Source organism: Myceligenerans halotolerans (assembly GCF_054782975.1).
Genome location: NZ_BAAGRL010000004.1, coordinates 334526 through 357585, shown reverse-complemented (window position 1 = coordinate 357585; position 23060 = coordinate 334526). Strand labels below are relative to the sequence as shown.

General features: G+C 71.2%; 17 protein-coding genes and 1 pseudogene. 11 read left to right on the top strand and 7 right to left on the bottom strand.

Annotated elements, in window-relative coordinates; translation table 11 throughout:
- The first annotated feature begins 206 nt into the window (after window positions 1–206).
- Window positions 207–1061, top strand: a complete 855-nt coding sequence (locus ACYVK5_RS02485; RefSeq protein WP_460701694.1) for an HAD family hydrolase — start codon at window positions 207–209, stop codon at window positions 1059–1061.
- A gap of 103 nt (window positions 1062–1164) precedes the next feature.
- On the opposite strand, the gene ACYVK5_RS02480 is transcribed toward ACYVK5_RS02485, so the two are convergent.
- Window positions 1165–1935 (bottom strand): enoyl-CoA hydratase/isomerase family protein, encoded by a 771-nt coding sequence (locus ACYVK5_RS02480; protein ID WP_460701693.1) that lies wholly within the window; start codon window positions 1933–1935, stop codon window positions 1165–1167.
- 75 nt (window positions 1936–2010) lie between these two features.
- On the opposite strand from ACYVK5_RS02480, the gene ACYVK5_RS02475 reads away from it, so the two are divergent.
- On the top strand, window positions 2011–2619 hold the full coding sequence (locus ACYVK5_RS02475; RefSeq protein WP_460701692.1) for a TetR family transcriptional regulator: 609 nt from the start codon (window positions 2011–2013) through the stop codon (window positions 2617–2619).
- A gap of 27 nt (window positions 2620–2646) precedes the next feature.
- On the opposite strand, the gene paaZ is transcribed toward ACYVK5_RS02475, so the two are convergent.
- On the bottom strand, window positions 2647–4899 hold the full coding sequence (gene paaZ, locus ACYVK5_RS02470) for a phenylacetic acid degradation bifunctional protein PaaZ (protein ID WP_460701691.1): 2253 nt from the start codon (window positions 4897–4899) through the stop codon (window positions 2647–2649).
- Complete coding sequence (locus ACYVK5_RS02465; protein WP_460701690.1) at window positions 4899–5771, bottom strand: enoyl-CoA hydratase/isomerase family protein; 873 nt, start codon at window positions 5769–5771, stop codon at window positions 4899–4901. Before ACYVK5_RS02465 ends, paaZ begins: the two co-directional genes overlap by 1 nt.
- Window positions 5772–6109: 338 nt before the next feature.
- Here ACYVK5_RS02465 and ACYVK5_RS02460 point away from each other — a divergent pair, with 338 nt between their 5' ends.
- Entirely contained in the window at window positions 6110–6781 is a 672-nt protein-coding gene (locus ACYVK5_RS02460; RefSeq protein WP_460701689.1) for a GntR family transcriptional regulator, read from the top strand.
- 72 nt (window positions 6782–6853) lie between these two features.
- Window positions 6854–8491: a thiamine pyrophosphate-binding protein gene (locus ACYVK5_RS02455; protein ID WP_460701688.1), complete on the top strand. Its 1638-nt coding sequence runs from the start codon at window positions 6854–6856 to the stop codon at window positions 8489–8491.
- Between the two features lie 13 nt (window positions 8492–8504).
- Here the strand turns inward: ACYVK5_RS02455 and ACYVK5_RS02450 are convergent, their stop codons facing one another.
- Complete coding sequence (locus ACYVK5_RS02450; protein WP_460701687.1) at window positions 8505–9623, bottom strand: DNA glycosylase AlkZ-like family protein; 1119 nt, start codon at window positions 9621–9623, stop codon at window positions 8505–8507.
- Between the two features lie 663 nt (window positions 9624–10286).
- Between ACYVK5_RS02450 and acs the strand changes: the two genes are divergently transcribed.
- Both acs and ACYVK5_RS02440 read left to right on the top strand, forming a co-directional pair.
- On the top strand, window positions 10287–12320 hold the full coding sequence (gene acs / locus ACYVK5_RS02445) for an acetate--CoA ligase (RefSeq protein WP_460701732.1): 2034 nt from the start codon (window positions 10287–10289) through the stop codon (window positions 12318–12320).
- Between the two features lie 170 nt (window positions 12321–12490).
- Window positions 12491–12895 (top strand): annotated as a pseudogene (locus ACYVK5_RS02440) (RICIN domain-containing protein); the annotation flags it as partial.
- A 103-nt stretch (window positions 12896–12998) separates the two neighbouring features.
- Here the strand turns inward: ACYVK5_RS02440 and ACYVK5_RS02435 are convergent.
- Window positions 12999–13148: a hypothetical protein gene (locus ACYVK5_RS02435; protein WP_460701734.1), complete on the bottom strand. Its 150-nt coding sequence runs from the start codon at window positions 13146–13148 to the stop codon at window positions 12999–13001.
- A gap of 185 nt (window positions 13149–13333) precedes the next feature.
- Here ACYVK5_RS02435 and ACYVK5_RS02430 point away from each other — a divergent pair, with 185 nt between their 5' ends.
- The 5 genes from ACYVK5_RS02430 to ACYVK5_RS02410 all read left to right on the top strand — a co-directional run bounded on the left by ACYVK5_RS02430 (window position 13334) and on the right by ACYVK5_RS02410 (window position 21116).
- On the top strand, window positions 13334–14731 hold the full coding sequence (locus ACYVK5_RS02430) for a non-reducing end alpha-L-arabinofuranosidase family hydrolase (protein WP_460701686.1): 1398 nt from the start codon (window positions 13334–13336) through the stop codon (window positions 14729–14731).
- A gap of 90 nt (window positions 14732–14821) precedes the next feature.
- A complete protein-coding gene (locus tag ACYVK5_RS02425) occupies window positions 14822–16516 on the top strand; it encodes a glycoside hydrolase family 27 protein (protein WP_460701685.1) in 1695 nt (564 codons plus the stop codon).
- 116 nt (window positions 16517–16632) lie between these two features.
- The gene (gene mshD / locus ACYVK5_RS02420; RefSeq protein WP_460701684.1) at window positions 16633–17649 is read left to right on the top strand and encodes a mycothiol synthase; all 1017 of its coding nucleotides are present in this window, start codon (window positions 16633–16635) and stop codon (window positions 17647–17649) included.
- A 12-nt stretch (window positions 17650–17661) separates the two neighbouring features.
- Window positions 17662–20109 (top strand): RNA degradosome polyphosphate kinase, encoded by a 2448-nt coding sequence (locus ACYVK5_RS02415; protein WP_460701683.1) that lies wholly within the window; start codon window positions 17662–17664, stop codon window positions 20107–20109.
- Window positions 20106–21116, top strand: a complete 1011-nt coding sequence (locus ACYVK5_RS02410) for an NUDIX domain-containing protein (RefSeq protein ID WP_460701682.1) — start codon at window positions 20106–20108, stop codon at window positions 21114–21116. The genes ACYVK5_RS02415 and ACYVK5_RS02410 overlap by 4 nt, the downstream gene beginning before the upstream one ends.
- A gap of 103 nt (window positions 21117–21219) precedes the next feature.
- Here the strand turns inward: ACYVK5_RS02410 and ACYVK5_RS02405 are convergent, their stop codons facing one another.
- A complete protein-coding gene (locus tag ACYVK5_RS02405; protein WP_460701681.1) occupies window positions 21220–22224 on the bottom strand; it encodes an inorganic phosphate transporter in 1005 nt (334 codons plus the stop codon).
- On the bottom strand, window positions 22225–22845 hold the full coding sequence (locus ACYVK5_RS02400; RefSeq protein ID WP_460701680.1) for a DUF47 domain-containing protein: 621 nt from the start codon (window positions 22843–22845) through the stop codon (window positions 22225–22227).
- Window positions 22846–23060: the final 215 nt, after the last annotated feature.

Below are 23060 nucleotides of genomic sequence, written 5' to 3'. Positions count from 1 at the left end.
ACGTCGTCGGGCGCCTTGCCGGGGCGGCCTGTCGACAAGTCGCCGATCCACACCCTCGTGGTCCTTGTCGGACACCTGCGACGCCGGAGCGACGGGACTTCCGCGTGCCGCCGACCCCTGCCACGAACCGTTGCGGCCGGGTGAAATCTGCACGCCACCCGCCTCGGGACATCGGTCAGATCGGACAGGCCCGCTAGGCTCGAAAGGTGACCGACGAGGTACCCCTCCCCGCCCGGCCGGGCCGCACCGCCGCGACAGGCCGCACCGCGGCCTTCTTCGACCTGGACAAGACGATCATCGCGACGAGTTCGTCCCAGGCGTTCTCGAAGCCGTTCATCGCCGGCGGACTCATCAGCCGTGCCGACGTGCTGCGCAGCGCGTACGCGCACTTCCTGTTCCTCGTCGGGAACGCGGACGAGGACCAGACCGAGCGGATGCGTGCCCACCTCAGCTCGCTCGTGAAGGGCTGGGACGTGCGCAAGGTGCGCGAGATCGTCGCCGAGACCGTCCACGAGCACATCGACCCGTACGTCTACGCGGAAGCGGTGGAACTCATCGAGGACCACCACGCCCTGGGGCAGGACGTCGTCATCGTCTCCGCCTCGGGCGCCGAGCTGGTCGAGCCGATCGCGGCCGTCCTCGGCGCCGATCGCGTCCTCGCCACCCGCATGGAGGTGGTCGACGACCACTACACCGGCGAGATCGACTTCTACAACTACGGCGAGAACAAGGCCGCCGGCATCCGCGGCCTCGCGGCCCGGGAGGGCTACGACCTGGCCGGGAGCTTCGCCTACTCCGACTCGATCACGGACGCCCCGATGCTCGGCGCCGTGGGGCACTCATTCGTCGTGAACCCGGACCGCACCCTGCGCCGCCTCGCCGCCGAGTCCGGCTGGGGGAACCTGCACTTCACCAAGCCGATCGCGCTCAAGCCGCGGGTCGAGCCGGTCCCGGTCGCGGCCGTCGTCGGAGGGATCGCGATCGCCGTGGCGGCGTTCTTCGTCGTCCGCCACCTCCGGCGCCGCCGACGTGGTCGACGTGGTCGGCTGGATGTCGGATGATCGGCTGCCCGGGCGACCGATCATCTGACATCCAGCCGACCACCCGACATCCGACCGACCGCACCCGCACCCGCACCCGCACCCGCACCACGACGATCTACCCCTACTCCCCGCGGAACTCCGGCTTCCGCTTCTCCCGGAACGCCGCGAACCCCTCGACGTAGTCGGCGGTGTCCCGCAGCGCCGCCTGGCCTTGGTTCTCGCGGTCCATCGCCGACCACAGCCCGAGCCGCGCGTCCCGGATCTCCGCGACGATCTCCTTGCTCACGGTGAACGCCCGTGTCGGACCCGACGCCGCCCGCCGCGCGGCCGCACGCGTCGCGCTCAGCACCTCGTCGGCGGGGAAGCTCCGCGAGAACAGCCCTGCCCGCACGGCCTCCGCGCCGCTGAGCAGGTCGCCCGTGTAGATCAGGTCCAGGGCACGATGCGCGCCCAGCCGCTCCACGAAGAGGGCGTGGCCGCCCGAGTCCAGCACCGCGCCGAGCCGGCCGAACGGCGAGCCCACCTTCGCGTCGTCGGCCAGGTAGACGACGTCGGCCGCGATGAGCAGACCGAGCCCCACACCCAGGCAGGCACCGTGCCCGACGGCGAACGTCGGCGCCGGGAAGCGCGCGAGCCGGCGCAGCACGGGCTCCACCCGCCCCGCGAGGAAACCGAGCACGTCGTCGGTTGCGGGGTCCATGTCCGCGATGTCCCGGCCCGCGCAGAACGCCTTGCCCTCACCACGGAGCAGCAGCGCCCGCGCGCCTTCGGCCTCGGCACGGGCGAGCGCGTCGGCGAGCTCGTCGAGTCCGGACTCGTCGAGGGCGTTGAGCCGGCCGGGGGCGTCGAGCGCCACCTCCGCGACGCCGTCGTCCAGGGACATTCGGATCATCATCGACCTCCTCGCCGGGGCGGACCTGCGTCGGCAACATTACCAACCGATCGTTCGGTCAATATAGTGGCCGGTATGACCGAACAGACCGTCCCGGCCGCACCTCCCCGCCGGGGCCGTCCTGGCTACGACCGGCAAGGACTGCTCGACGTCGCCGTCGAGACCTTCATCGAACGCGGCTACGACGCCACGTCCATCGCGACGCTCGCCGACCGGCTGGGCCTGTCCAAGTCGGCGATCTACCACCACTTCTCCTCCAAGGAACAGATTCTCGCCGCCGCCCTTGACGAGGCCCTGGATGCGCTGGAGGCGGCCCTCCCGGCCGCCGCGCCCTCCGGCGGGGAGATCCGTCAGCTCGAACTCGTGCTTCGCGAGGCCGTCCACGTCCTCGTGGACCGTCTCCCGTACGTCACTCTCCTGCTGCGCGTCCGCGGCAACACCCACACGGAGCGCGCCGCGCTGGCTCGCCGCCGCGCCTTCGACAAGCAGGTCACGACCCTGATCGAGGCCGCGCAGCAGTCGGGCGACCTGCGCACCGACCTCGACCCGCGCGTCGCGGAACGCCTGATCTTCGGCATGATCAACTCGATCGTCGAGTGGTACCGGCCCGGTGGCCGCGAGTCGGCGGACAGCCTGGCCGACGACGTCGTCGCCCTGGCCCTGACCGGACTCCGGGCCCCCTGACCCCCGAGCGCCCCCGAGGCCCGACGGCTACGCCCGCGGCCACTCCTTCGCGACCAGCGTCAGCACGTCGTAGGTCGCCACGGTCTCGTCGTCCTGGTTGCGCAGCACGGCGTCCCAGTGGACCTCGCCGTAGTCGTCCGTCTCGCGCGGGATGATCTGCTTGGCCGTCAGCGTGACGGTGACCGCGTCCCCCGGCGACACCGGCGTGAGGAACCGCAGGTGCTCGAGCCCGTAGTTCGCCAGCACCGGTCCGGGGTCGGGATCGACGAACAGCCCCGCCGCGAACGACACCAGCAGGTACCCGTGCGCCACCCGTCCCGGGAAGAACGGGTTGGCCGCGGCGGCGGCCTCGTCCATGTGCGCGTAGAACGTGTCGCCCGTGAACTCCGCGAAGTGCTCGATGTCCGCCAGCGTCACCTCGCGCGGTCCTGCGACCACCTGATCGCCGATCCGCAGCTCCGCGAGGGACTTCCGGAAGGGGTGCACGAGCCCCGGGGCCCCCGCGATGTTCCGCCGCGAAGCAAGGACATCGTGGGGTGGGGCGGCGGGCGTGGCCGGGCCGGTCTCGGACACGCGCTCGCCGCCACGGGCCTCATCCGCGCCCGCGCCCGTCCCGGACACGCCCGCACTCCGCGCCGGCGCCCCCGTGTGCCACACCCCGGTGAGCTCGGTGAGCATCCGCGGCGACCCCTGGATCGCGGTGCGCTGCATGTAGTGGTGCACCGCGCGCACCCCGCCGAGCTCCTCGCCGCCGCCCGCACGCCCCGGACCCCCGTGGACCAGGTGCGGCACGGGCGAGCCGTGCCCGGTCGAGGTCCGCGCGTCGTCCCGGTCGAGGAACAGCACGCGGCCGTTGGCCGCGCAGAGGCGCCCGAACAGCGTGGCGGCCGCGGCCGGGTCACTCGTCGCCACCGACGTCACCAGCGAGCCCCCGCCCCGCACGACGAGTTCCGCGGCGTGATCGACGTCCCGGTAGCCCACCACGCTGGCGACCGGGCCGAACGCCTCGACGTCGTGCAGCGCGGCCGCCTCGGCGTCCTCGAAACGCAGCAGGAGCGGCGCGACGAACGCGCCGTCCGGCGCCTCCCCCACGGTCCCGTCGGCCCGCACCACCTCGGGCGGCGCCGTGAAGTCCGCGGGCCCGACGGCGACCCGGCCGCCCGCCCCGATCAGCTTCTCCACCTGCCGGTGCAGTTCCTCCCGTTGTCCCAGCGACGCGAGCGGGCCCATGGTGACGCCCGCGGCGCGCGGGTCGCCGATGACGACCTTCTGCTCGAGCCGTGCGCCCACCGCCGCCACGACGTCGTCCACGAGCGACTCCGGCACGATCGCGCGGCGGATCGCCGTGCACTTCTGCCCGGCCTTCACCGTCATCTCGGTGACGAGCTGCCGCACGAACGCGTCGAACTCGGCGGACCCCGCAACACCGTCGGGCCCGAGCACGCTCGCGTTGATGGAGTCCGCCTCCGCGTTGAACCGCACCCCCTCGGCGATCGAGCCGCGCAGGCGGCGCGCGGTGTCGGCGCTGCCGGTGAAGGCGACGGAGTCGCCGAGCCTCAGGTGTCCCAGCAGGTCCCGCGCGCTGCCCGAGACGAGCTGCAGCGAGCCGTCGGGCAGCAGGCCGGCGTCGACCAGGACGCGCACCCACGCCTCGGTGAGGTAGGCGGTGGGCGTCGCGGGCTTGATCACCGTGGGCACGCCGGCCAGGAACGCGGGCGCGAACTTCTCCAGTGGCCCCCACACGGGGAAGTTGAATGCGTTGACCTGCACCGCCACGCCCGACAGCCGTGTGTACACGTGACGCCCGAGGAACGAGCCGTCCTTCGAGAGGAGCTCAGGCGGGCCGTCCAGGATCAGGTTGGCGTTGGGCAGCTCGCGGCGCCCCTTGGACGAGTAGGTGAAGAGCACGCCGATGCCGCCGTCGATGTCGAACGCCGAGTCCCGCGCGGTCGCGCCCGTGCGCGCGGAGACCTCGTAGAGCGCGTCCTTGTGCGCGGTGAGCTCGAGCGCCATCCGCTTGAGCAGGACGGCGCGTTCGTGGATCGTGAGGTCGCCGAGCGCCTTCTGCCCGACGTCGCGCGCGTGGTCCAGCACGGCCGCGAGGTCGAGACCGTCCGCGGAGACGCGGGTGACGGGCTCGCCGGTCGAGGCATCGTGGACGACGACGGCCCGGGTGGGGTCGGGAGCGTCCGTGGCGGTGCCGCCGGGCGCGCTCGCGCCGGCCGGGGTCCACCAGCCGTCCCGGACGTACGACGGCAGCACGGGCACGGGGTTCGTCATCACTTCTCCTTCGTCACTGCGGGCAGGGGTGTCGCCGCTTGCTCGGGTACCGCGTCGGGCGTGGGCCGGGTTTCCCGGCCCCCGCTCCGCGCCTCACCCGTCGTCGGCGCCGGGTCGCGGCGCTTCCGGTCCAGGAACGCCGACATGCGCCGGCGCTTCTGGTCGCTCTCGAACAGCTCTGCCTGAAGGTCCAGCTCCAGCCGGGGGTGCTGGTCGGGGCGGGCCCGCAGAGCGGTTTTGGTGTGCCGGACGGCCTCGGGGGCCAGCCGGGCGATCCTGTCGGCGAGATCGTGGGCCGCCGGGAGCAGGTCGTCGGGATCGTGCAGCGCGGTGACGACACCCCAGGCCAGGGCCTCGCCGCCGGTCAGCACGCGTGCGGTGAGCAGCATCTCGTGCGCGCGTGTGGTGCCGATCATGGCCGGCAGCCGCCAGGTGGCTCCCGCGGCGGGCATGATGCCGAGGGTCGGTTCGAGGCTGCCGATCCGCATCCGGGGCGTGCCGATGCGGAGATCGGCCGCGTAGGCCAGCTCGGCACCACCGCCGAGGGCGTAGCCGTCGATCGCGGCGATCACGGGCATGGGGAGCGCCGCGATCCGGTCGAAGGCGTGGGTGTTGATCCCCGCGCGGGCATCGTCGGCGTCGCGATCGAGGAGTTCGCCGACGTCGGCACCGGCGGCGAAGTCGGCGTTCGCGCCGGTGAGGATCAGCGTCCGCGGCTCGACCTCGAGTTCGGCGCACAGCGCGTGCAGCGCCTCGATCGTCGCGAGGTCGACGGCGTTCCGGGCGCCCGGCCGGTCCAGCGTGGCGACGACGCGATCGGCCGCACGCTCGACACGGAGCGGGCCGATCTGCTCGCGAGCCCTCTGGGCCATGTGCACCCCCCGACGACGTCGTCCAGGTCTCCGACCGGGAATTAGTGACCGATCGTTCAGGAACTCATCCTGCCACACGACGCCGACGATGAGAACCTTCGGCGGAGGCATCGACGCGGTCGCGGAAGCGCTCCAGTCGCAGCCACCGCCGCGGGGATACTTCCGGGAGCGCGGTTCCGGCAGCGGCTCTTCTTCCGCTACACCCTCGAGTGGACGAAGCCCGCCGGGTGAACCGTCTCTCCCAACACGCCTCTTGACAGCCCGGCTGTCGTGGCGCGATCCTCGGCGTGGGATCATATATGAGATCAAACACGATGGTTGCGAAGGAGGAACCGGTCGTGACCGAGGCCCCGAGCGTCTCCAAGTCCGAGCGCGTCTACCGCACGCTGCGCGAGCGCATCCTGGAGGGCCAGTACACCAGCGGCTACCGGCTGGTACTGGACCAGATAGCGCGCGAGCTCGACGTCAGCCCTGTGCCGGTGCGCGAGGCGGTGCGCCGCCTGGAGGCGGAGGGCCTCGTCACGTTCACCCGGAACGTGGGTGCGGAGGTGCGCGGGGTCGACGTCGGGCAGTACGCGGACGCCATGCAGACCCTGGCGTGGCTCGAAGGTGCCGCCACCGGACTGGCCGCACCCCATCTGGACGGCGAACGGCTGGAGCGTGCCCGGTCGCTCAACGAGGACATGCGGGACCTGCTGGGCAACGGCTTCGACCCGGTGCGCTTCACGGCGCTGAACGAACAGTTCCACCGGGTGCTCTGCGGGGCCTGCCCCAACGAGCACCTGCTCGGACTGCTGCGGCGCGAGTGGCTGCACATGTCGCTGGTGCGACGCTCCAGCTTCGCGGCCATGCCCGGCAGGCCCGCGGTCTCCGTCCAGGAGCACGACCGGATCCTTGCACTCGTCACCTCGGGCGCCCCGCTGGACGACGTCGAGCGGGCGGTCCGGGACCACAAGTTGCGCACGATGAACGAGTACCTCGCGGCCCGGGGGCGAACCCCCCGGGCGTGAGCAGTGCAAGTCATGTCCCGGTGCCGGCGGCGACCCCGTCCGGCCCACGGAGCGAGAGGAACGACGACGTTCATGACCACAGTCTCCGAAGCTGTCGCCCACGCTGTCGCGGCCTGCGCCGACGACGTCTTCGCCCTGATGGGCAACGGGAACGCCCATCTCCTGGATGCCCTGAGCCGCACCGATGCGTGCGTCACCCCGGTGCGCCACGAGGCGGCCACCGTCGCGTCCGCGGACGCCTACCACCGGATCACCGGCCGTCTCGCAGTCGCGACCACCACCTACGGGCCCGGCTTCACCAACGCGGTGACCCCGCTCGCCGAGGCCGCACTCGCCCGGACCCCGATGCTCCTGGTGACCGGTGACGCCCCCGCGGGCGGGCCGCGCGACATCGACGTCGACCAGGCCTCGATCGCGCGGGCGACCGGTGCCCTGGTGCGGCACGTGAACCCCGCCGCACCCGGGAAGCAGACCGTCGCGGCCATCCAGGAGTCCCTCGTCCGCCGTCGGCCCGTCGTGCTCGGCATCCCCTACGACCAGGCCAACGCCGAGGCGCGGGACGACGTCGTTCCGCGGCTGGAACCGCAGCCCGAACTCCCGGAACCACGCGAGGAACAGATCGAGGCCGTCGCCGCGCTGGTCGGGGACGCCAAGCGTCCCCTGGTCCTCGCCGGGCGCGGCGCGGTGGGCGCGGCGGCCGAGGTGCGGCTGCTGGCCGACCGGATCGGGGCGATCACGGCGACGTCCGCCCCCGCGCGTGGCCTGTTCGCCGGACGCCGGTACGACATCGGCGTGTGCGGGGGCTTCGCCTCCCCGCCTGCCGCCGATCTGATCCGGCAGGCCGACGTCGTGCTCGTGCTCGGCGCCGGCCTCAACAACTTCCAGACGGCGTTCGGGACCGCCTTCGCTCCCGGGGCGAAGGTGGTGCAGGTCGACGTCGCCGCCCGGCCGACGCACGCGAGCGTCGGCCTGCACCTGCGGGCCGACGTCGGCCGGACGGTCATCGCGCTGCTGGGCGCGCTCGAGGCCGGTGAGACGCCGCCCGAGCCGTGGTGCGGAGTCGCCCACGAGGCCGGCGAACGCGACCTGCACACCGTCCGCGACACCGGCGAGGGTGTCGCGCGGGACGGTCGCATGGATCCGCGTTCCCTGTTCACCTACCTGGAGCGGATGCTGCCGAAGAACCGGCAGCTCGTGTCCGACGGGGGTCACTTCATCGGCTGGGCGCCCAGCTACCTGTCGGTCCCCCGGCCCGACGCGACGGTGCTGGTCGGGACCGCCTTCCAGTCGATCGGGCTCGGCTTCCCGTCGGCGCCGGGGGCGCTCGTGGCGCGGCCCGACGCGCTGACCGTCATCATCACGGGCGACGGCGGCGGCGTCATGGGTATCGCCGACCTGGAGACGGTGGTGCGGCTCAGGAGGTCGACCCTCGTGATCGTCGTGAACGACGCCGTCTACGGCGCGGAGGTGCACCAGTACGGAGCACAGGGCCTGGACCAGGACGTGATGCGCGTGGGCGAGATGGACTTCGCCGCGATCGCCCGCGGGTTCGGCGCGCAGGCCGTGACCGTGACACGGCCTGCCGACCTGGACTGGGTGGTGCAGTGGATCCGCCACGGCGCGCGCGGGACGCTCGTCGTCGACGCGAAGGTGTCGCCGGAGGTGGTGGCGCCGTACATGCACGAGATGGCGGAGCAGGCGAAGCGCTGAGCGGCGCCCCGCTCTACTCGTCGCCCCGGGCGTAGCGCACCTCGCCGAGGCTCAGCCACGAGGCGAGGCGCTCCACCTCGGCGTGCACGGCGTCCATGAGGTGGCCGTCGAACGGCAGGTCCTCGTGCACCTCGAACACGTTCAGCACGCCGGCCTTGCGGTCCGCCTTGGCGTCGAGCTTCCCGACGAACCGGTCACCGTGCAGGATCGGCAGGGCGAAGTAGCCCCAGCGCCGCTGCGCCTTCGGCTTGTACATCTCCAGGACGTACTCGTAGTCGAAGAGGTCGAGCAGGCGTTTGCGGTCGGCGATGAGCGCGTCGAACGGGGAGAGCAGGGCTGTGCGGGGCTCGAAGTCGTCGTCGGCGCGCTCCAGGAGCTCCGGGTCCACCCGCCACTCGCCGTCGACCCCCTCGACCTCGACGGGCTCGCCCGGCAGGTCCGTCCACCAGCCGCCGCCGTCGCCCGATCTGCTCTGCACCCGTGGCCGCGCGATGCCCTCGGCGGCGAGCCGCCGGCCGATCCGTTCCCGCCGGGCGTCGTCCAACGGCACGGGATCGACCCGGGGGTATGCGCGTTCGGCCAGGTCCCAGAGCCGCTGACGGCCCTTGCGCCCGACCATGGCCAGCTTGCCCTGCATGTTCAGCGCCTCCAGCATCTCGGCCACGCTGCGGCGACTGCTCCAGCCCTCGGCGCCCCAGCGGTACGGCGTCACCGCGGTGTCCGGGATGTCCTTGGCGAGCATCGGCCCCTCGGCCTCCAGGAGGCGCAGGATGTCCCGCTCGAAGGTCGCGTTCTCCGCCAGCCAGCCGCGCAGGCCGTCGTGCTGCGGCCACCGCTTCATCTGCTCCAGGTAGAGCGGCAGGTCCCCCATCGAGCGCACGGTGCCGCGCAGCTGGAAGAGCATGCCGTCCGCGATGGCGTCGTCGACGGCGCCCGGCCAGTAGCTGCTCCCGAGCCGCGACCACGCGATCAGGTCGGTCGCCGGCGCGATCGCCGGCGTCGGGTCCACCGCCAGGAACGTCAGATCCTCGACCGTGTGCACCAGATCGACCGGCCGCCGGGCGTCGAGCAGCTGGGCGCGGAGCGCGATACGCCGTGCCTGGGTGACGGAGAGCCGATGCGTGCGGGGCATGGGGTGAGAGTACGAGTGCTGTCTGACACTCCACCCGACGGCAAAGCATTTTCAGCTGTTACTGCCGGTTGGCGAGAAAATTCAATGATGAAGATTGCGAGTCCCGCTTGCGCACACTCCCCTAACGGTGTGTCATAGACCACACAGCACCACCACAGGGGGCGGTGGGAACCCACGCGTCGGAAGTCCGCATCCAGGACACGCCGGCCGTGCCAACGGTTCGGCGGAGCACGAGGCGCTTGATCACCCCCCGTCCCCGTGGCGAGAGCGACATCCGGCCTGAGGAACCTCCCAGATGTCGTGCTCGTGGGGGACGAGAACTCGCCACCGTGCTGGTCGGGCCCGTCGCAGGGCCGGGATCGCGAACCGCTCGCGACGCGCCCGACCATCCGGCCGAATCGATACGGCCGGACGCCTCGCGCATCAAGCGCACCACACACCCAGCCCACCGTTCGGCCCCCGATTCTGACCGCTCGCGGCCTCCCGGCTCCCGAATGCGAAGCACGCCTCACACGAGGCGCCCGGTACGTGATACCTATCACCCTGTGGGACTAGACTCCTGTCAGGAGTCTGAACAAATAGGAGGTCGCGCGACCTCTTGAGCCCCTCACGACTCGAGTACGCCCGCAACGACGCGCACCGGAGGTCCCGACCGTGACAGACATCCAGCCCGCAAGCCCAACGCCCCAGTCGGGAGGCGGCCCCAGCCCGAGCCTCGAGAACCTGCTGCACGAGACCCGTGCCTTCCCGCCGAGCGAGGAGTTCGCGGCGCAGGCGAACGCCACGGCCGATCTCCACGAAGCGGCGCGGGCCGATCGCCTGGCTTTCTGGGCCGAGCAGGCGAACACCCTGCTCACGTGGAAGACCCCGTTCACGGAGACCCTGGACTGGTCCGGCGCCCCCGTCGCCCGGTGGTTCGCGGACGGCACCCTGAACGCCGCCTACAACGCCGTCGACCGGCACGTCGAGGCCGGCCACGGGGACCGCGTCGCCTTCCACTTCGAGGGCGAACCGGGCGACACGCGCACCATCACCTACGCCGACCTGCAACGCGAGGTCAGCAAGGCCGCCAACGCTCTCACGGAGCTGGGCGTGCGGACGGGCGATCGCGTCGTCGTCTACATGCCGATGCTCATCGAGTCGGTCGTCGCGATGCTGGCGTGCGCGCGCATCGGTGCGCCGCACTCCGTCGTGTTCGGCGGCTTCTCCGCCGACGCCCTGCGCAGCCGCATCGCCGATGCCGAGGCCAAGCTCGTCATCACCGCCGACGGCGGCTACCGCAAGGGCGCCCCGTCCGCGCTCAAGCCCGCGGTCGACGCGGCCTTGTCCCCGAAGGACGGCGAGCCGGCGACCACCGTCGAGAAGGTGCTCGTCGTCCGGCGCACCGAGCAGGACGTCGACTGGACCGAGGGCCGGGACGCCTGGTGGCACGACGTCGTCGAGAGCGCCTCCGACCAGCACGAGCCCGTGTGGGTCGAGGCGGAGCACCCGCTGTTCATCCTGTACACGTCCGGCACGACGGGGAAGCCGAAGGGCATCCTGCACACCACGGGCGGCTACCTCACGCAGACCGCCTACACCCACAAGAACGTCTTCGACCTCAAGCCCGAGACCGACGTGTTCTGGTGCACGGCCGACATCGGCTGGGTCACGGGCCACTCCTACATCGTCTACGGCCCGCTCACCAACGGCGCCACCCAGGTCCTGTACGAGGGCACGCCGGACACCCCGCACCGCGGGCGCTGGTGGGAGATCGTCCAGAAGCACCAGGTGTCGATCTTCTACACGGCGCCGACGGCGATCCGTGCCTGCATGAAGTGGGGCGACGACATCCCCGCGGGGTTCGACCTGTCCTCGCTGCGCCTGCTCGGTTCGGTGGGCGAGCCCATCAACCCCGAGGCGTGGATGTGGTACCGCGAGCACATCGGCGGCGGCTCGACCCCGATCGTCGACACCTGGTGGCAGACCGAGACGGGCGCCATCATGATCAGCCCGCTGCCTGGTGTCACCGCGACCAAGCCCGGCTCGGCGCAGGTGCCGCTGCCCGGCATCGCGGCGGACGTCGTCGACGACGAGGCCAACACGGTGCCCGACGGCGCCGGCGGCTACCTCGTGTTGTCCGAGCCGTGGCCGTCGATGCTCCGCGGCATCTGGGGCGACCTCGAGCGGTACAAGGAGACCTACTGGTCCCGCTACGAGGGCCTCTACTTCGCGGGCGACGGCGCGAAGAAGGACGACGACGGCGACATCTGGCTGCTCGGCCGCGTGGACGACGTCATGAACGTGTCCGGCCACCGCCTGTCGACGACGGAGATCGAGTCCGCCCTGGTGTCGAACGACATCGTGGCGGAGGCCGCGGTCGTCGGCGCCGCGGACGAGACCACGGGTCAGGCCGTCGTCGCGTTCGTCATCCTGCGCGGCGAGTACGCCGACCGGGCGGCGACGGACGACGGCGCCGCCGGGGTGCAGACCGAACTGCGCAACCACGTGGCGAAGGAGATCGGCCCGATCGCGAAGCCGAAGCGCATCCTCGTGGTCCCGGAGCTCCCCAAGACCCGCTCGGGCAAGATCATGCGCCGCCTGCTCCGCGACATCGCGGAGGACCGCGCCGTCGGCGACGCGACGACGCTGGCCGACTCGTCGGTCATGGACAAGATCGCGGCCGGCCTGAAGGCCCCGGCCGCCCAGGAGGACTGACTGTAGGTGTCGTTCGTCGAGCGGGAGGGCGGGACGTCCGGCTGGGGCCGGGTGTCCCGCCCGCCTCTTGCCGTCCGAGCGCCGGCCTGCCCGGAGCGCCAGGAAGTTAATCGTTAAACTCCTGGTCGGACCGTTGCACTCAGGGAAGGCGCCTGCCAGCATCGTCATCGATGTTAGCGCTCACACGGTCTCCCGGATCGGGCCTGACGCGGCTTCGCGCCCGGACCGACTCCCCGGATCTCGTGTCTGGCGCCCTGCGCAAGCGCCCGTCCATCGATGAGAGGGAGTCAACGATGCCTTCCCGAAGTGCAGTTCGGATCCGCCGTCGCGCCGTCGCGTCTGCCGCCGTCGCGCTCGTCGGCGTGGCCCTGTCGCCGGCGACTGCGCCCGCGGCCTCGGCCTCGGCTTCGGCTTCGGCCGCGGATCCGACGGCCCGGTACGTGCTGGTCAACCGCAACAGCGGCAAGGCCCTGGACGTGTACGACCTCGCCACCCACGACGGTGCACGCATCACCCAGTGGTCCCGCCACGACGGCGACAACCAGCAGCGGCAGTTCGTCGACTCCGGCGACGGCTATTACCGGCTCAAGTCACGCCTGTCCGGCAAGGTCCTGGACGTCTCCGCACGCTCACCCACCGCATCCAGGGCCCGTCGTCCACCGCGACGATCGAGCTCGACTACAGCACGATGCGCGACGGCGACCGGGCGGGGCCGGCGATGCTGCGGGACTCCTCGGCGTGGATCGGCGTCAGGCGCGACAACGGCGTCACCAGGGTCTCGATGACCAACGGCCTGACGATGGACGGCAACTGGAACACCACCGGCACCGGCCGGCTCCGTTCGCACCGAAGCGTCCGGACACGGCGAATCACGGCCGGGCCTCCGGCCACTCACCCATGACCCTCGAAAGGAACGAAAAGTGAACTCGACACCAGCCACCCGGCTGCGACCGGGACTGATGGCCACTCTGGTGGCCACATTGGTGACCTGCTTGGTAGCCGTCGCAGGAGTCGTGGCGACAGCACCGCGGGCGGCCGCGGCAACCATCGATACGACGGCGTGGTACGTGCTGGTCAACCGCAACAGCGGCAAGGCGCTGGACGTGTACAACCTCGACACCAGCAACGGCGCCACGATCGTCCAGTGGTCGCGCAACAACGGCGACCAGCAGCAGTGGCAGTTCGTCGACTCCGGCGACGGCTACTACCGCCTCAAGTCCCGCCTGTCCGGCAAGGTTCTGGACATCGAAGGACGTTCCACCACCGACGGCGCCGACGCCATCCAGTGGACCGACAACAACTCCGCCAACCAGCAGTTCAGCATCCAGGACATCGACGGCTACATCCAGCTCATCGCCCGCCACAGCGGCAAGGCCGTCGAGGTCCAGGGCGCCTCAGGCGCCGACGGCGCCAACGTCGTCCAGTACTCCGACTGGAACGGCTCCAACCAGCAGTGGCAGCTCATCAAGGTCGACGGTGGGACGCCCACGGACCCGCCGGGCGGGACGTGCGACCTGCCGTCGTCGTACCGGTGGAGCTCGACCGGGCCGCTCGCACAGCCGGCCAACGGCTGGCGCAACCTCAAGGACTTCACGACGGCGCCGTACAACGGGCAACACCTCGTGTACGCGACGATCTTCGACGGGCAGAACTACGGTTCGATGAACTTCGGCCTGTTCTCGGACTGGTCGCAGATGGGCTCGGTGTCGCAGAACCGGATGAACTCCGGAACGGTGGCGCCGTCGCTGTTCTACTTCGCGCCGCGCAACACGTGGGTGCTGGCGTACCAGTGGGGACAGTGGCCGTTCCTCTACCGTACGTCGAACGACCCGGCCAACCCGAACGGCTGGTCGAGCCCGCAGCCGCTGTTCGAGGGCAGCATCTCCGATTCGGGCACCGGCCCGATCGACCAGGCCGTCATCGGTGACGACCAGAACATGTACTTGTTCTTCGCCGGGGACAACGGTCGGATCTACCGGTCCAGCATGCCGATCGGGAACTTCCCGAGCAGCTTCGGCACGCAGTACGAGATCATCATGCAGGACACCCAGGCCAACCTGTTCGAGGCCGTCCAGGTGTACAAGCTCGAGGGCCGGCAGAAGTACCTGATGATCGTCGAGGCGATGGGCGCGAACGGCCGGTTTTTCCGGTCCTTCACGGCTGACCGACTGGACGGGCAGTGGACCCCGCAGGCTGCCTCCGAGTCCAACCCGTTCGCGGGCCGGGCGAACAGCGGCGCAACCTGGACGAACGACATCTCCCACGGTGAACTGCTGCGTACGAGCGCCGACCAGACGATGACGGTCGACGCATGCAACCTGCAGTTGCTGTACCAGGGCCGTGACCCGAACTCCGGCGGCGACTACAACTCCCTCCCGTACCGCCCGGGCCTGCTCACCCTGCAGAACTGACGCACGGCGGGCCACGGCCGGCGGGCCCGGCACAGCCGGGCCCGCCGGCCGCGCGCAATCCCACCTCAGGCATCGACACCAGGAGTGCTCATGAAAAACCTGCAAGGTCGCCGTCAGCTTTCGCTGCTGGCTGCGACCGTACTGACCACATCTGCTCTCGCCGTCGGACCGGCCGCTGGTGCCGTCCCGACCGACGTCCTGCCCGCGGCCTCCGTTGCGGCCGCGGCCGAGCCCACCGTCGAGGAGCCGGCACCGCTGCCGCCTCTCGGCTGGAACAGCTGGAACACGTTCTACTGCAACATCAACGAACAGATGGTGCGGGAGACCGCGGACGCCATGGTGAGCTCGGGCATGGCCGACGCCGGGTACGAGTACGTCGTCGTCGACGACTGCTGGATGGAGAACACCCGGGACGCGAACGGGAACCTGCGCGCCAGGACGGACCGGTTCCCGTCGGGGATGAAGGCGCTGGGCGACTACATTCACGACAGGGGCCTGAAGTTCGGGATCTACCACGCGCCGCGGGAGAAGACCTGCAACCAGTACTTCGCGAACCTCCCGGGGACGTCGTCGTACGGGTACGAGACCCAGGACGCGAACCTGTTCGCCTCGTGGGGGGTCGACTACGTCAAGCACGACTGGTGCGACCCGCGCGGCACCGCGGAGGAGCAGGCCGCGCTGTTCAAGAAGTTCGGCGACGCACTCAAGGCCACCGGCCGCCCCATCGTCTACTCGATCAACCCGAACAGCGCCCACTGGAACTCCGCCCCGACCTACCCCGGCTGGGGTGAGTTCGCGGACATGTGGCGCACCTCCGAGGACCTGGACGACGCCTGGTCGACGGGCTGCTCGCCGTCGTCCGACTGCTTCGTCGGGATCACGGAGGCCCTCGACATCATCGAGCCGATGCGCGAGTGGACCCAGCCCGGGCGGTACAACGACCCCGACATGCTCATGGTCGGCGTGCGGAACTCGCTGTCGCCCACGGAGAACCGCGCGCACCAGAGCATGTGGGCGATGCTCAGCGCTCCGCTCATCGCCGGCAACGACCTGCGGAACATGAGCGCCGACGTGCGGGCGGTCCTCACCAACCGCGACGTCCTCGCGATCGACCAGGATCCGCTGGTGCGTCAGGCGGACCGGGTGCGTGACGACGGTGACGCCGAGGTCTGGGCCAAGCCGCTCGCGGACGGCTCGGTGGCCGTCGCCCTGCTCAACCGCGGCTCCGGCAGCCGGCAGATCTCGACCACGCTCGGCGAGGTCGGGCTCGGCTCCGGCACACACTCGTACCGCGAGCTGTGGACGGGCGCCACGGGCACGACCACCGGGCAGCTCGCCGCACAGGTCCCCGCGCACGGCGTCGCGCTGTACAAGGTGACCCCCGGCGACACCTCGGAGCCGCCGACCGACTCGACGCTGGTCAGCTCCTCGTCGGGCCGCTGCCTCGACGTGCCCGAGAGCGCCACGGCGAACGGCACCGGCCTGGTGATCTGGGACTGCCACTCGGCGCCGAACCAGACGTGGACCGCGGCGACGGACGGCACGCTGCGCTCGCTGGGCAAGTGCCTCGACGCCCCGCCGGACGCCACTGCGGGCACCCTGGTACAGCTCTGGGACTGCCACGGCGGCGACAACCAGCAGTGGACGTTCCAGGGCGACGGCACGATCCGCGGCGTGCGGTCCGGGCTGTGCCTGGACGTCGAGGGGAACGTCACCGCCAACAACACCGCGGTCCTGCTCTGGACGTGCACGGGCGCGGCGAACCAGCTCTGGACGCGCCAGTAGACCGATAGCACTCCCTCCTCCCGGAAGAGCTGCGACGACCCGCCGAGGTGGTCGCTCCGCGCTGCGGAGTGACCACCTCGGCGGATTTGTCGGTGGGCATCAGGGATGATGGGAGCGTGTCTCTCACTATCGAGATCGGACCGCTCAGTTCCGAGACGCGGCATGACGTGCGGAACATCGCGGCGGCGGCGGCCGGAGCGGACGGCGTCGTGCCCCTCTCCGAGCAGCCGTTGCTGAATCTCTCGCGGGACGAGGCGTGGCTCACGCATGTCGTCGCCCGCGAGGACGACGGCGGCACCCCGGGGCCGGATGGCGGCCAGGTGGCGGGCTACCTGCAGGTTGACCGCTCCGGCGCGGTCGCTTCGGCCGAGGTCGTCGTCCATCCCCGGCATCGCCGCCAGGGAGTCGCGCGGCGCCTGCTGCACGCGGCGGAGCTGGACGTCACGTTCCCCCTGCGGTCCGGCGAGCCCGGGGGCCAGCAGCTCCGCGTCTGGGCACACGGCGACCTGCCGCCCGCCAAGGAACTCGCGGCCGCCCTCGGCTACGGCCCCGTGCGCGAGCTGCGGTTCCTCGCCCGCCCGCTCGACCAGGACCCGCCCGTACCCGGCCCGGAGGACGTGGTCGTTCCCGACGGCTACGTGCTTCGCACGTTCCGTCCCGGAGCCGACGACGACGCCTGGCTCCGCCTCAACGCCCGCGCCTTCGCCTCGCACCCCGAGCAGGGCCGCCTCACGTCCGAGGATCTGAGCGCCCGCCAGGAGAAGCCCTGGTTCGACCCGAAGGGGTTCTTCCTGCTGTTCCCCGCCTCCGACGACGGCGGTGAGGCGCCACGGGCCGGGTCCTCGCCGGAGCCCGGTCCCGGCGTCGCCCCGGTCGCCTTCATCTGGACCAAGATCGAGGCCGGCCGGCCGGGGTCGCGCGACGGCGAGATCTACGCCATCGGCGTCGCGCCCGAGGCGCAGGGAGAGGGCCTGGGCAGACTGATGACCGACATCGGCCTGGCGCACCTGGCCCGCGCGGGCGTCGACCGGGCCGTCCTGTACGTCGAGGGTGACAACGCTCCGGCACTGGCCACCTACAAACGTGCAGGGTTCCGGCAAGACGCACTTCATGTTCAGTACTTCCGGGCGTGACACCATGTCGTCATGAGTTCCACGCGTTCCCGCGACGAACGGGGCCGGTTCGTCAGACAGCCTGGGACACCCTCCGTCCCGGCCGTGACGGCACCGTCGGTGGTGACGGCACACGCCGCACGCCCGAACGACGTCGTCCACCACGATCCCGCCCTGGCCTCGGAGGCTCCGAGCGAGGCCACGCCCGCTTCCACCTCCTCACGGCCGCTCACGCCCGAGCTTGCTGCCCACATCGCCGAGCACATCGCCGAGGAGCCTGACGAGGAGGCCGCCGTCGCCCTGGCCACGGCGGCCAACGACGTCGCCGCGCTCCCGGACGACCGTTTCCTGGAGCGCGAGACGTCGTGGCTCGCCTTCAACGAACGGGTGCTGGAACTCGCCGAGGACACGCGGCTCCCCCTGCTGGAGCGCGCCCGCTTCCTGGCGATCTTCGCGTCCAACCTCGACGAGTTCTTCATGGTCCGGGTGGCCGGCCTGAAGCGCCGCATCGCCGCCGGCCTCGCCGTGACGAGCGCGTCCGGCCTCAGCCCCCGCGAGGTGCTCACCGCGATCTCGGAGCGCGCGCACGAACTGACCACGCGGCATGCCCGTGTGTTCTCCGAGAAGGTCCAGCCCGCTCTCGCGGCCGAGGGGATCACGCTGTCGCACTGGGAGGACCTGGACGAGAAGGAGCAGGAGCGGCTGCACAAGTTCTTCCGCAAGCAGATCTTCCCGGTCCTGACGCCGCTCGCGGTCGACCCGGCACACCCTTTCCCGTACATCAGCGGCCTGTCGCTGAACCTGGCGGTCGTGGTCACCAATCCCGCCACGGCCAAGGAGCACTTCGCCCGGGTCAAGGTGCCGCCGCTGCTGCCGCGGTTCATCACCGTCGACAAGCAGGGCAAGCCGCGCCGGCCCGGCACGAAGAAGGCCGACCCGCACCGCGGCCCGATCTCCTTCGTCCCGCTCGAGGAGATCATCGCCCACCACCTCGACCAGCTCTTCCCGGGCATGGAGGTCCGTGAGAGCCACACGTTCCGCGTCACCCGCAACGAGGACGTCGACGTCGAGGAGGACGACGCCGAGAACCTCCTGCAGGCGATGGAGAAGGAGCTGCTCCGCCGCCGGTTCGGCCCACCGGTGCGCCTCGAGATCGCCGAGGGCATCAGCCCCCGGATCCGCGACCTCATCGTGCGCGAGCTCGGCGTGCGGGAGTCCGAGGTCTACGAGCTCCCGGCGCCGCTCGACCTGACCGGCCTCAACCTGCTCGCGGACCTCGACCTGCCGGCGCTGCACTACCCGCCGTTCGTCGGCGGCACCCACCGGCATCTGGCCGAGGTGGAGAGCGCCAAGCCCACGGACGCCTTCGCAGCGATCCGGCGGCGCGACATCCTGCTGCACCACCCGTACGACTCCTTCTCCACGTCGGTCCAGACCTTCCTGGCGCAGGCCGCGGCCGATCCGCACGTGCTGGCGATCAAGCAGACGCTGTACCGCACGTCCGGCGACTCGCCGATCGTCGACGCCCTGATCGACGCGGCGGAGGCCGGCAAGCAGGTGCTCGCGCTCGTGGAGATCAAGGCGCGGTTCGACGAGGAGGCGAACATCTCCTGGGCCCGCAAGCTCGAGGAGTCGGGCGTGCACGTGGTGTACGGGATCGTGGGCCTCAAGACGCACTGCAAGCTGTCGCTCGTGGTGCGCCAGGAGCCGGACGGCTCGTTGCTGCGCTACTGCCACGTCGGCACGGGGAACTACCACCCGAAGACCGCTCGCCTCTACACGGACCACGGGCTGCTCACGTGCGCCCAGGACGTCGCGCAGGACCTGTCGCGGCTGTTCAACCAGCTCTCCGGGTACGCCCCGCTGTCGAAGTTCCACCGGTTGCTGGTCGCCCCGCGCGCGGTGCGCGCCGGTCTCGTGGAGCGGATCGAGCGGGAGACCGCCGCGGCCCGCGCCGGGCACGAGGCGTGGGTGAAGATCAAGGTCAACTCGTGCGTGGACGAGACCGTCATCGACGCCCTGTACCGCGCCTCGCAGGCCGGGGTGAAGGTGGACCTGCTGGTGCGCGGCATCTGCGCGCTGCGGCCCGGCGTCCCCGGGCTGAGCGAGAACATCCGGGTGCGCTCGATCCTGGGCCGGTTCCTGGAGCACTCGCGCATCTTCGCGTTCGCGAACTCCGCCGGGCCTGCGATCGGGGAGGGGCCGGATGCCGGCGCCGAGGTGTTCATCGGGTCCGCCGATCTCATGCACCGCAACCTGGACAGGCGTGTGGAGACGATGATCCGGGTCACGGACCCGCTGCACATCATCGAACTCACGGAGCTGCTGGACACGTCGATGTCGGACTCGACGTCGTCCTGGCACCTGCATCCCGACGCCACGTGGGAACGTCAGTCGACGGGGCCGGACGGCCAGCCGCTGCGCGACATGCAGGCGGTACTGATCCAGCGCCAGCGACGCCGCCTCGAGCCGGTCCGGTGACAGATGCACTCCGGCCGGGCGACTCGCACGCTCCCGTGATCGACTCCGCGGGCGGACTGGTGTGGCGCAAGCGTGGCGGCGCGCTCCAGGTGCAGCTCGTGCACCGGCCCAAGTACGACGACTGGTCCTGGCCCAAGGGCAGGCTGGACGACGGCGAGGCCTCCCAGGCCGCGGCGATCCGCGAGGTGGCCGAGGAGACCGGCAAGCCGATCGTGCTCGGCCGCCCGCTGCCGGGACTGCAGTACCTCACGCCGGAGGGCCGGGTGAAGCGCGTGCGCTACTGGGCGGCGCGCCGGGCTCGCAAGGGGCCCGACTCGTACGCCCTGGCCGCGCGGGCACCGGTGGCGCCGGTCAACCGCCGCGAGATCGACCGGACCGAGTGGCTCACGCCCGACGACGCCGCCGACCGGCTGACCCGGAGCACCGACCGGGGTCCCCTGGAGGCGCTGGTCGCGGCGTACGAGGAAGGGCTGCTCGACACCCGCACCGTGGTCATCGCCCGGCACGGGCTGGCCTACGCGCGCTCGGCGTGGCACGGGTCCGAGCGGGACCGGCCGCTGACGCCCGTCGGGCACGCGCATGCCGCGGCGCTCGTGCCGGTGCTCGCCGCCTACGGCGTCGAGCAGGTGGTCAGCTCCCGCTGGGAACGGTGCGCGACGACGATCGACCCGTACGTGCGCGCAGCGGGCCTGCGCCCCTCCTTCAGCGAGTACCTCACCGAGGCGCAGCACGAGCGGTCACCCTCGCGGGTCGCCGCCACGATGCACGACCTGCTCGGGGAGACGAGCGAGTCGGCAGTGCTGTGCACGCACCGCCCGGTCATGCCCACCGTCCTGGACGCGCTGGCGCAGCGCGCGCCGCGGGAGGTCGCGGACGTGCTCCCCACCCGCGACCCGTTCCTCGACCCGGGCGAGCTCCTGGTCGCGCACGTCGCCTCGACCGGCGGCGCGGCCGGCGGAGAGCCCCGGGTGGTCGCGGTGGAGCACGTCACCCCGCCCCTGCACTGAGGACGCGCGCCCTCCGGCGGCCTGCCGACCACCGGGCCGCGGGCCGGCGGGGCGCGGGGCGGCGGGTCGCGGGCCGGCGGGTCGCGGGGCGCGGGACGAGGCGTCAGCCGACCGCCAGCCGGAGAATCCCCGTGATGAGGGCCGCGATCAGCGCCGCGGCCGGGATCGTCAGGACCCACGCGGTCGCGATGTTCCCCGCCACGCCCCAGCGCACCGCGGACAGCCGGCGGGTCGCTCCGACGCCCATGATCGCGCTGGTGATGGTGTGTGTCGTGGACACGGGGGCGTGCAGGATGAACGCGTTCACGTACAGGACCACGGCCGAGACCGACTCGGCGACGAAGCCGCGGGCCGGATCGAGCTCGATGATCCTGCGGCCGAGCGTGCGCATGATGCGCCAGCCTCCCGCGTACGTCCCGGCGGAGATCGCCGCCGCGGCCGACAGCTTCACCCAGAGGGGGATCCCGGCGTCCGGGCCGGCCCAGCCGGCCGTGAGCAGGGCCAGGAAGATCACGCCCATCGTCTTCTGCGCGTCCTGCAGGCCGTGCCCCAGCGCCATCGCGGCGGCCGACGTCGTCTGCGCGAGCCGGAACCTGCGCGCCGTCCGTGCGGGCGAGGCGTTCCGGAAGGCCCACAGCACGCCGATCATCACGGCGAACGCGGCCCCGAAGCCCACCAGGGGCGACACCACCATGGGCAGCACCACCTTGTCCAGGATCTCGGACCAGTGCACCGCCATGCCGCCGGCGATGCCGGCACCCACGAGCCCGCCGATGAGGGCGTGCGTGGACGACGACGGCAGCCCGAACCACCACGTGATCACGTTCCACGCGATGGCCCCCACGAGGGCGGCCAGCACCACGACGAGCGCCGAATCCGTGGTGGCGCCCTCCAGGTTCACTATCGACGTCGCGATGGTCTCGGCGACCTCCGTACCAAGCAGCGCCCCCGCGAAGTTCATGCCGGCTGCCAGGAACACGGCGACGCCCGGCGTCAGCGCGCGGGTCGAGACGGACGTCGCGATCGCGTTGGCGGCGTCGTGGAAGCCGTTGGTGTAGGCGAACGTGAGGGCGAGCGCCATCACCACGACGACGAGGGCGGCTTCCACTCAGGATTCCTTGAGCGCGATCGTCTCGACCATGTTCGCGACCTTCTCGAAGTGGTCGGCGGCGTCCTCGAGGACGTCCACGATCTCCTTGAGCTTCATGAGCAGGATCGGGTCGGTGATGTCGTCGAACAGGTGGGCGATGAGCGTGCGGTGCAGCTTGTCCGCCTCGTTCTCCAGGCGGTTCACGTCGACCCAGTAGTCGACGAGCTTGCCCATGGTGCGCAGCCGCGGCATCGCGTCGGCCGTCAGCTCGGCACACCGGTGCAGCACCTGGACCTGGTCGGAGACGCGGCGCGGGAGCTCGTCCACCTTGTAGAGGACGATGAGGTCGGCGGCCTCCTCCATGGAGTCCATGCAGTCGTCGAGCGCCGAGGTCAGGGCGTAGATGTCGTCCCGGTCGAAGGGGGTGACGAACGTCTGGTTGAGGCGGCGCATGATCTTGTGCGCGATCTCGTCGGCGAGGTGCTCCTCGTCGCGCAGCCTGCCCGCCAGCTTCTCGCGCCCGTCCGCGTCCGCCCCGAGCAGTTCCGCCAGGAGCGATGCTCCGGTCACGAGGTGCTGTGCCAACGTACCCAGCAGATCGAAGAACGTGGTGTCCCGCGGAGTGAGGCGCAGACGCACAGGTGGCTCCCGACAAGAGTTGAGTCGAACTGGATCAGCGTAGAGCGGCATGGACGACAATCGCCAACCAGATAGCACTTCTTGACGCCTTCGTGACACACGGCGCGAGACGGACGGCAGCACGCGAACAGGAAGGATGTGGGGAGAGGAGATCGGCGACACCGGACCGGGAGCGCCTCTCGGCGCGTGGCCGCTCGTAGCGGCTGAAGATGGAG

Excerpts from the sequence above, each read along its gene's own strand:
- ACYVK5_RS02450 (WP_460701687.1), bottom strand. The coding sequence starts at position 9,623 with ATGCCCCGCACGCATCGGCTCTCCGTCACCCAGGCACGGCGTATCGCG.
- ACYVK5_RS02425 (WP_460701685.1), top strand. The coding sequence starts at position 14,822 with ATGAAAAACCTGCAAGGTCGCCGTCAGCTTTCGCTGCTGGCTGCGACC.
- ACYVK5_RS02465 (WP_460701690.1), bottom strand. The coding sequence starts at position 5,771 with ATGGCCCAGAGGGCTCGCGAGCAGATCGGCCCGCTCCGTGTCGAGCGT.
- ACYVK5_RS02480 (WP_460701693.1), bottom strand. The coding sequence starts at position 1,935 with ATGATCCGAATGTCCCTGGACGACGGCGTCGCGGAGGTGGCGCTCGAC.
- ACYVK5_RS02475 (WP_460701692.1), top strand. The coding sequence starts at position 2,011 with ATGACCGAACAGACCGTCCCGGCCGCACCTCCCCGCCGGGGCCGTCCT.
- ACYVK5_RS02455 (WP_460701688.1), top strand. The coding sequence starts at position 6,854 with ATGACCACAGTCTCCGAAGCTGTCGCCCACGCTGTCGCGGCCTGCGCC.
- paaZ (WP_460701691.1), bottom strand. The coding sequence starts at position 4,899 with ATGACGAACCCCGTGCCCGTGCTGCCGTCGTACGTCCGGGACGGCTGG.
- ACYVK5_RS02415 (WP_460701683.1), top strand. The coding sequence starts at position 17,662 with ATGAGTTCCACGCGTTCCCGCGACGAACGGGGCCGGTTCGTCAGACAG.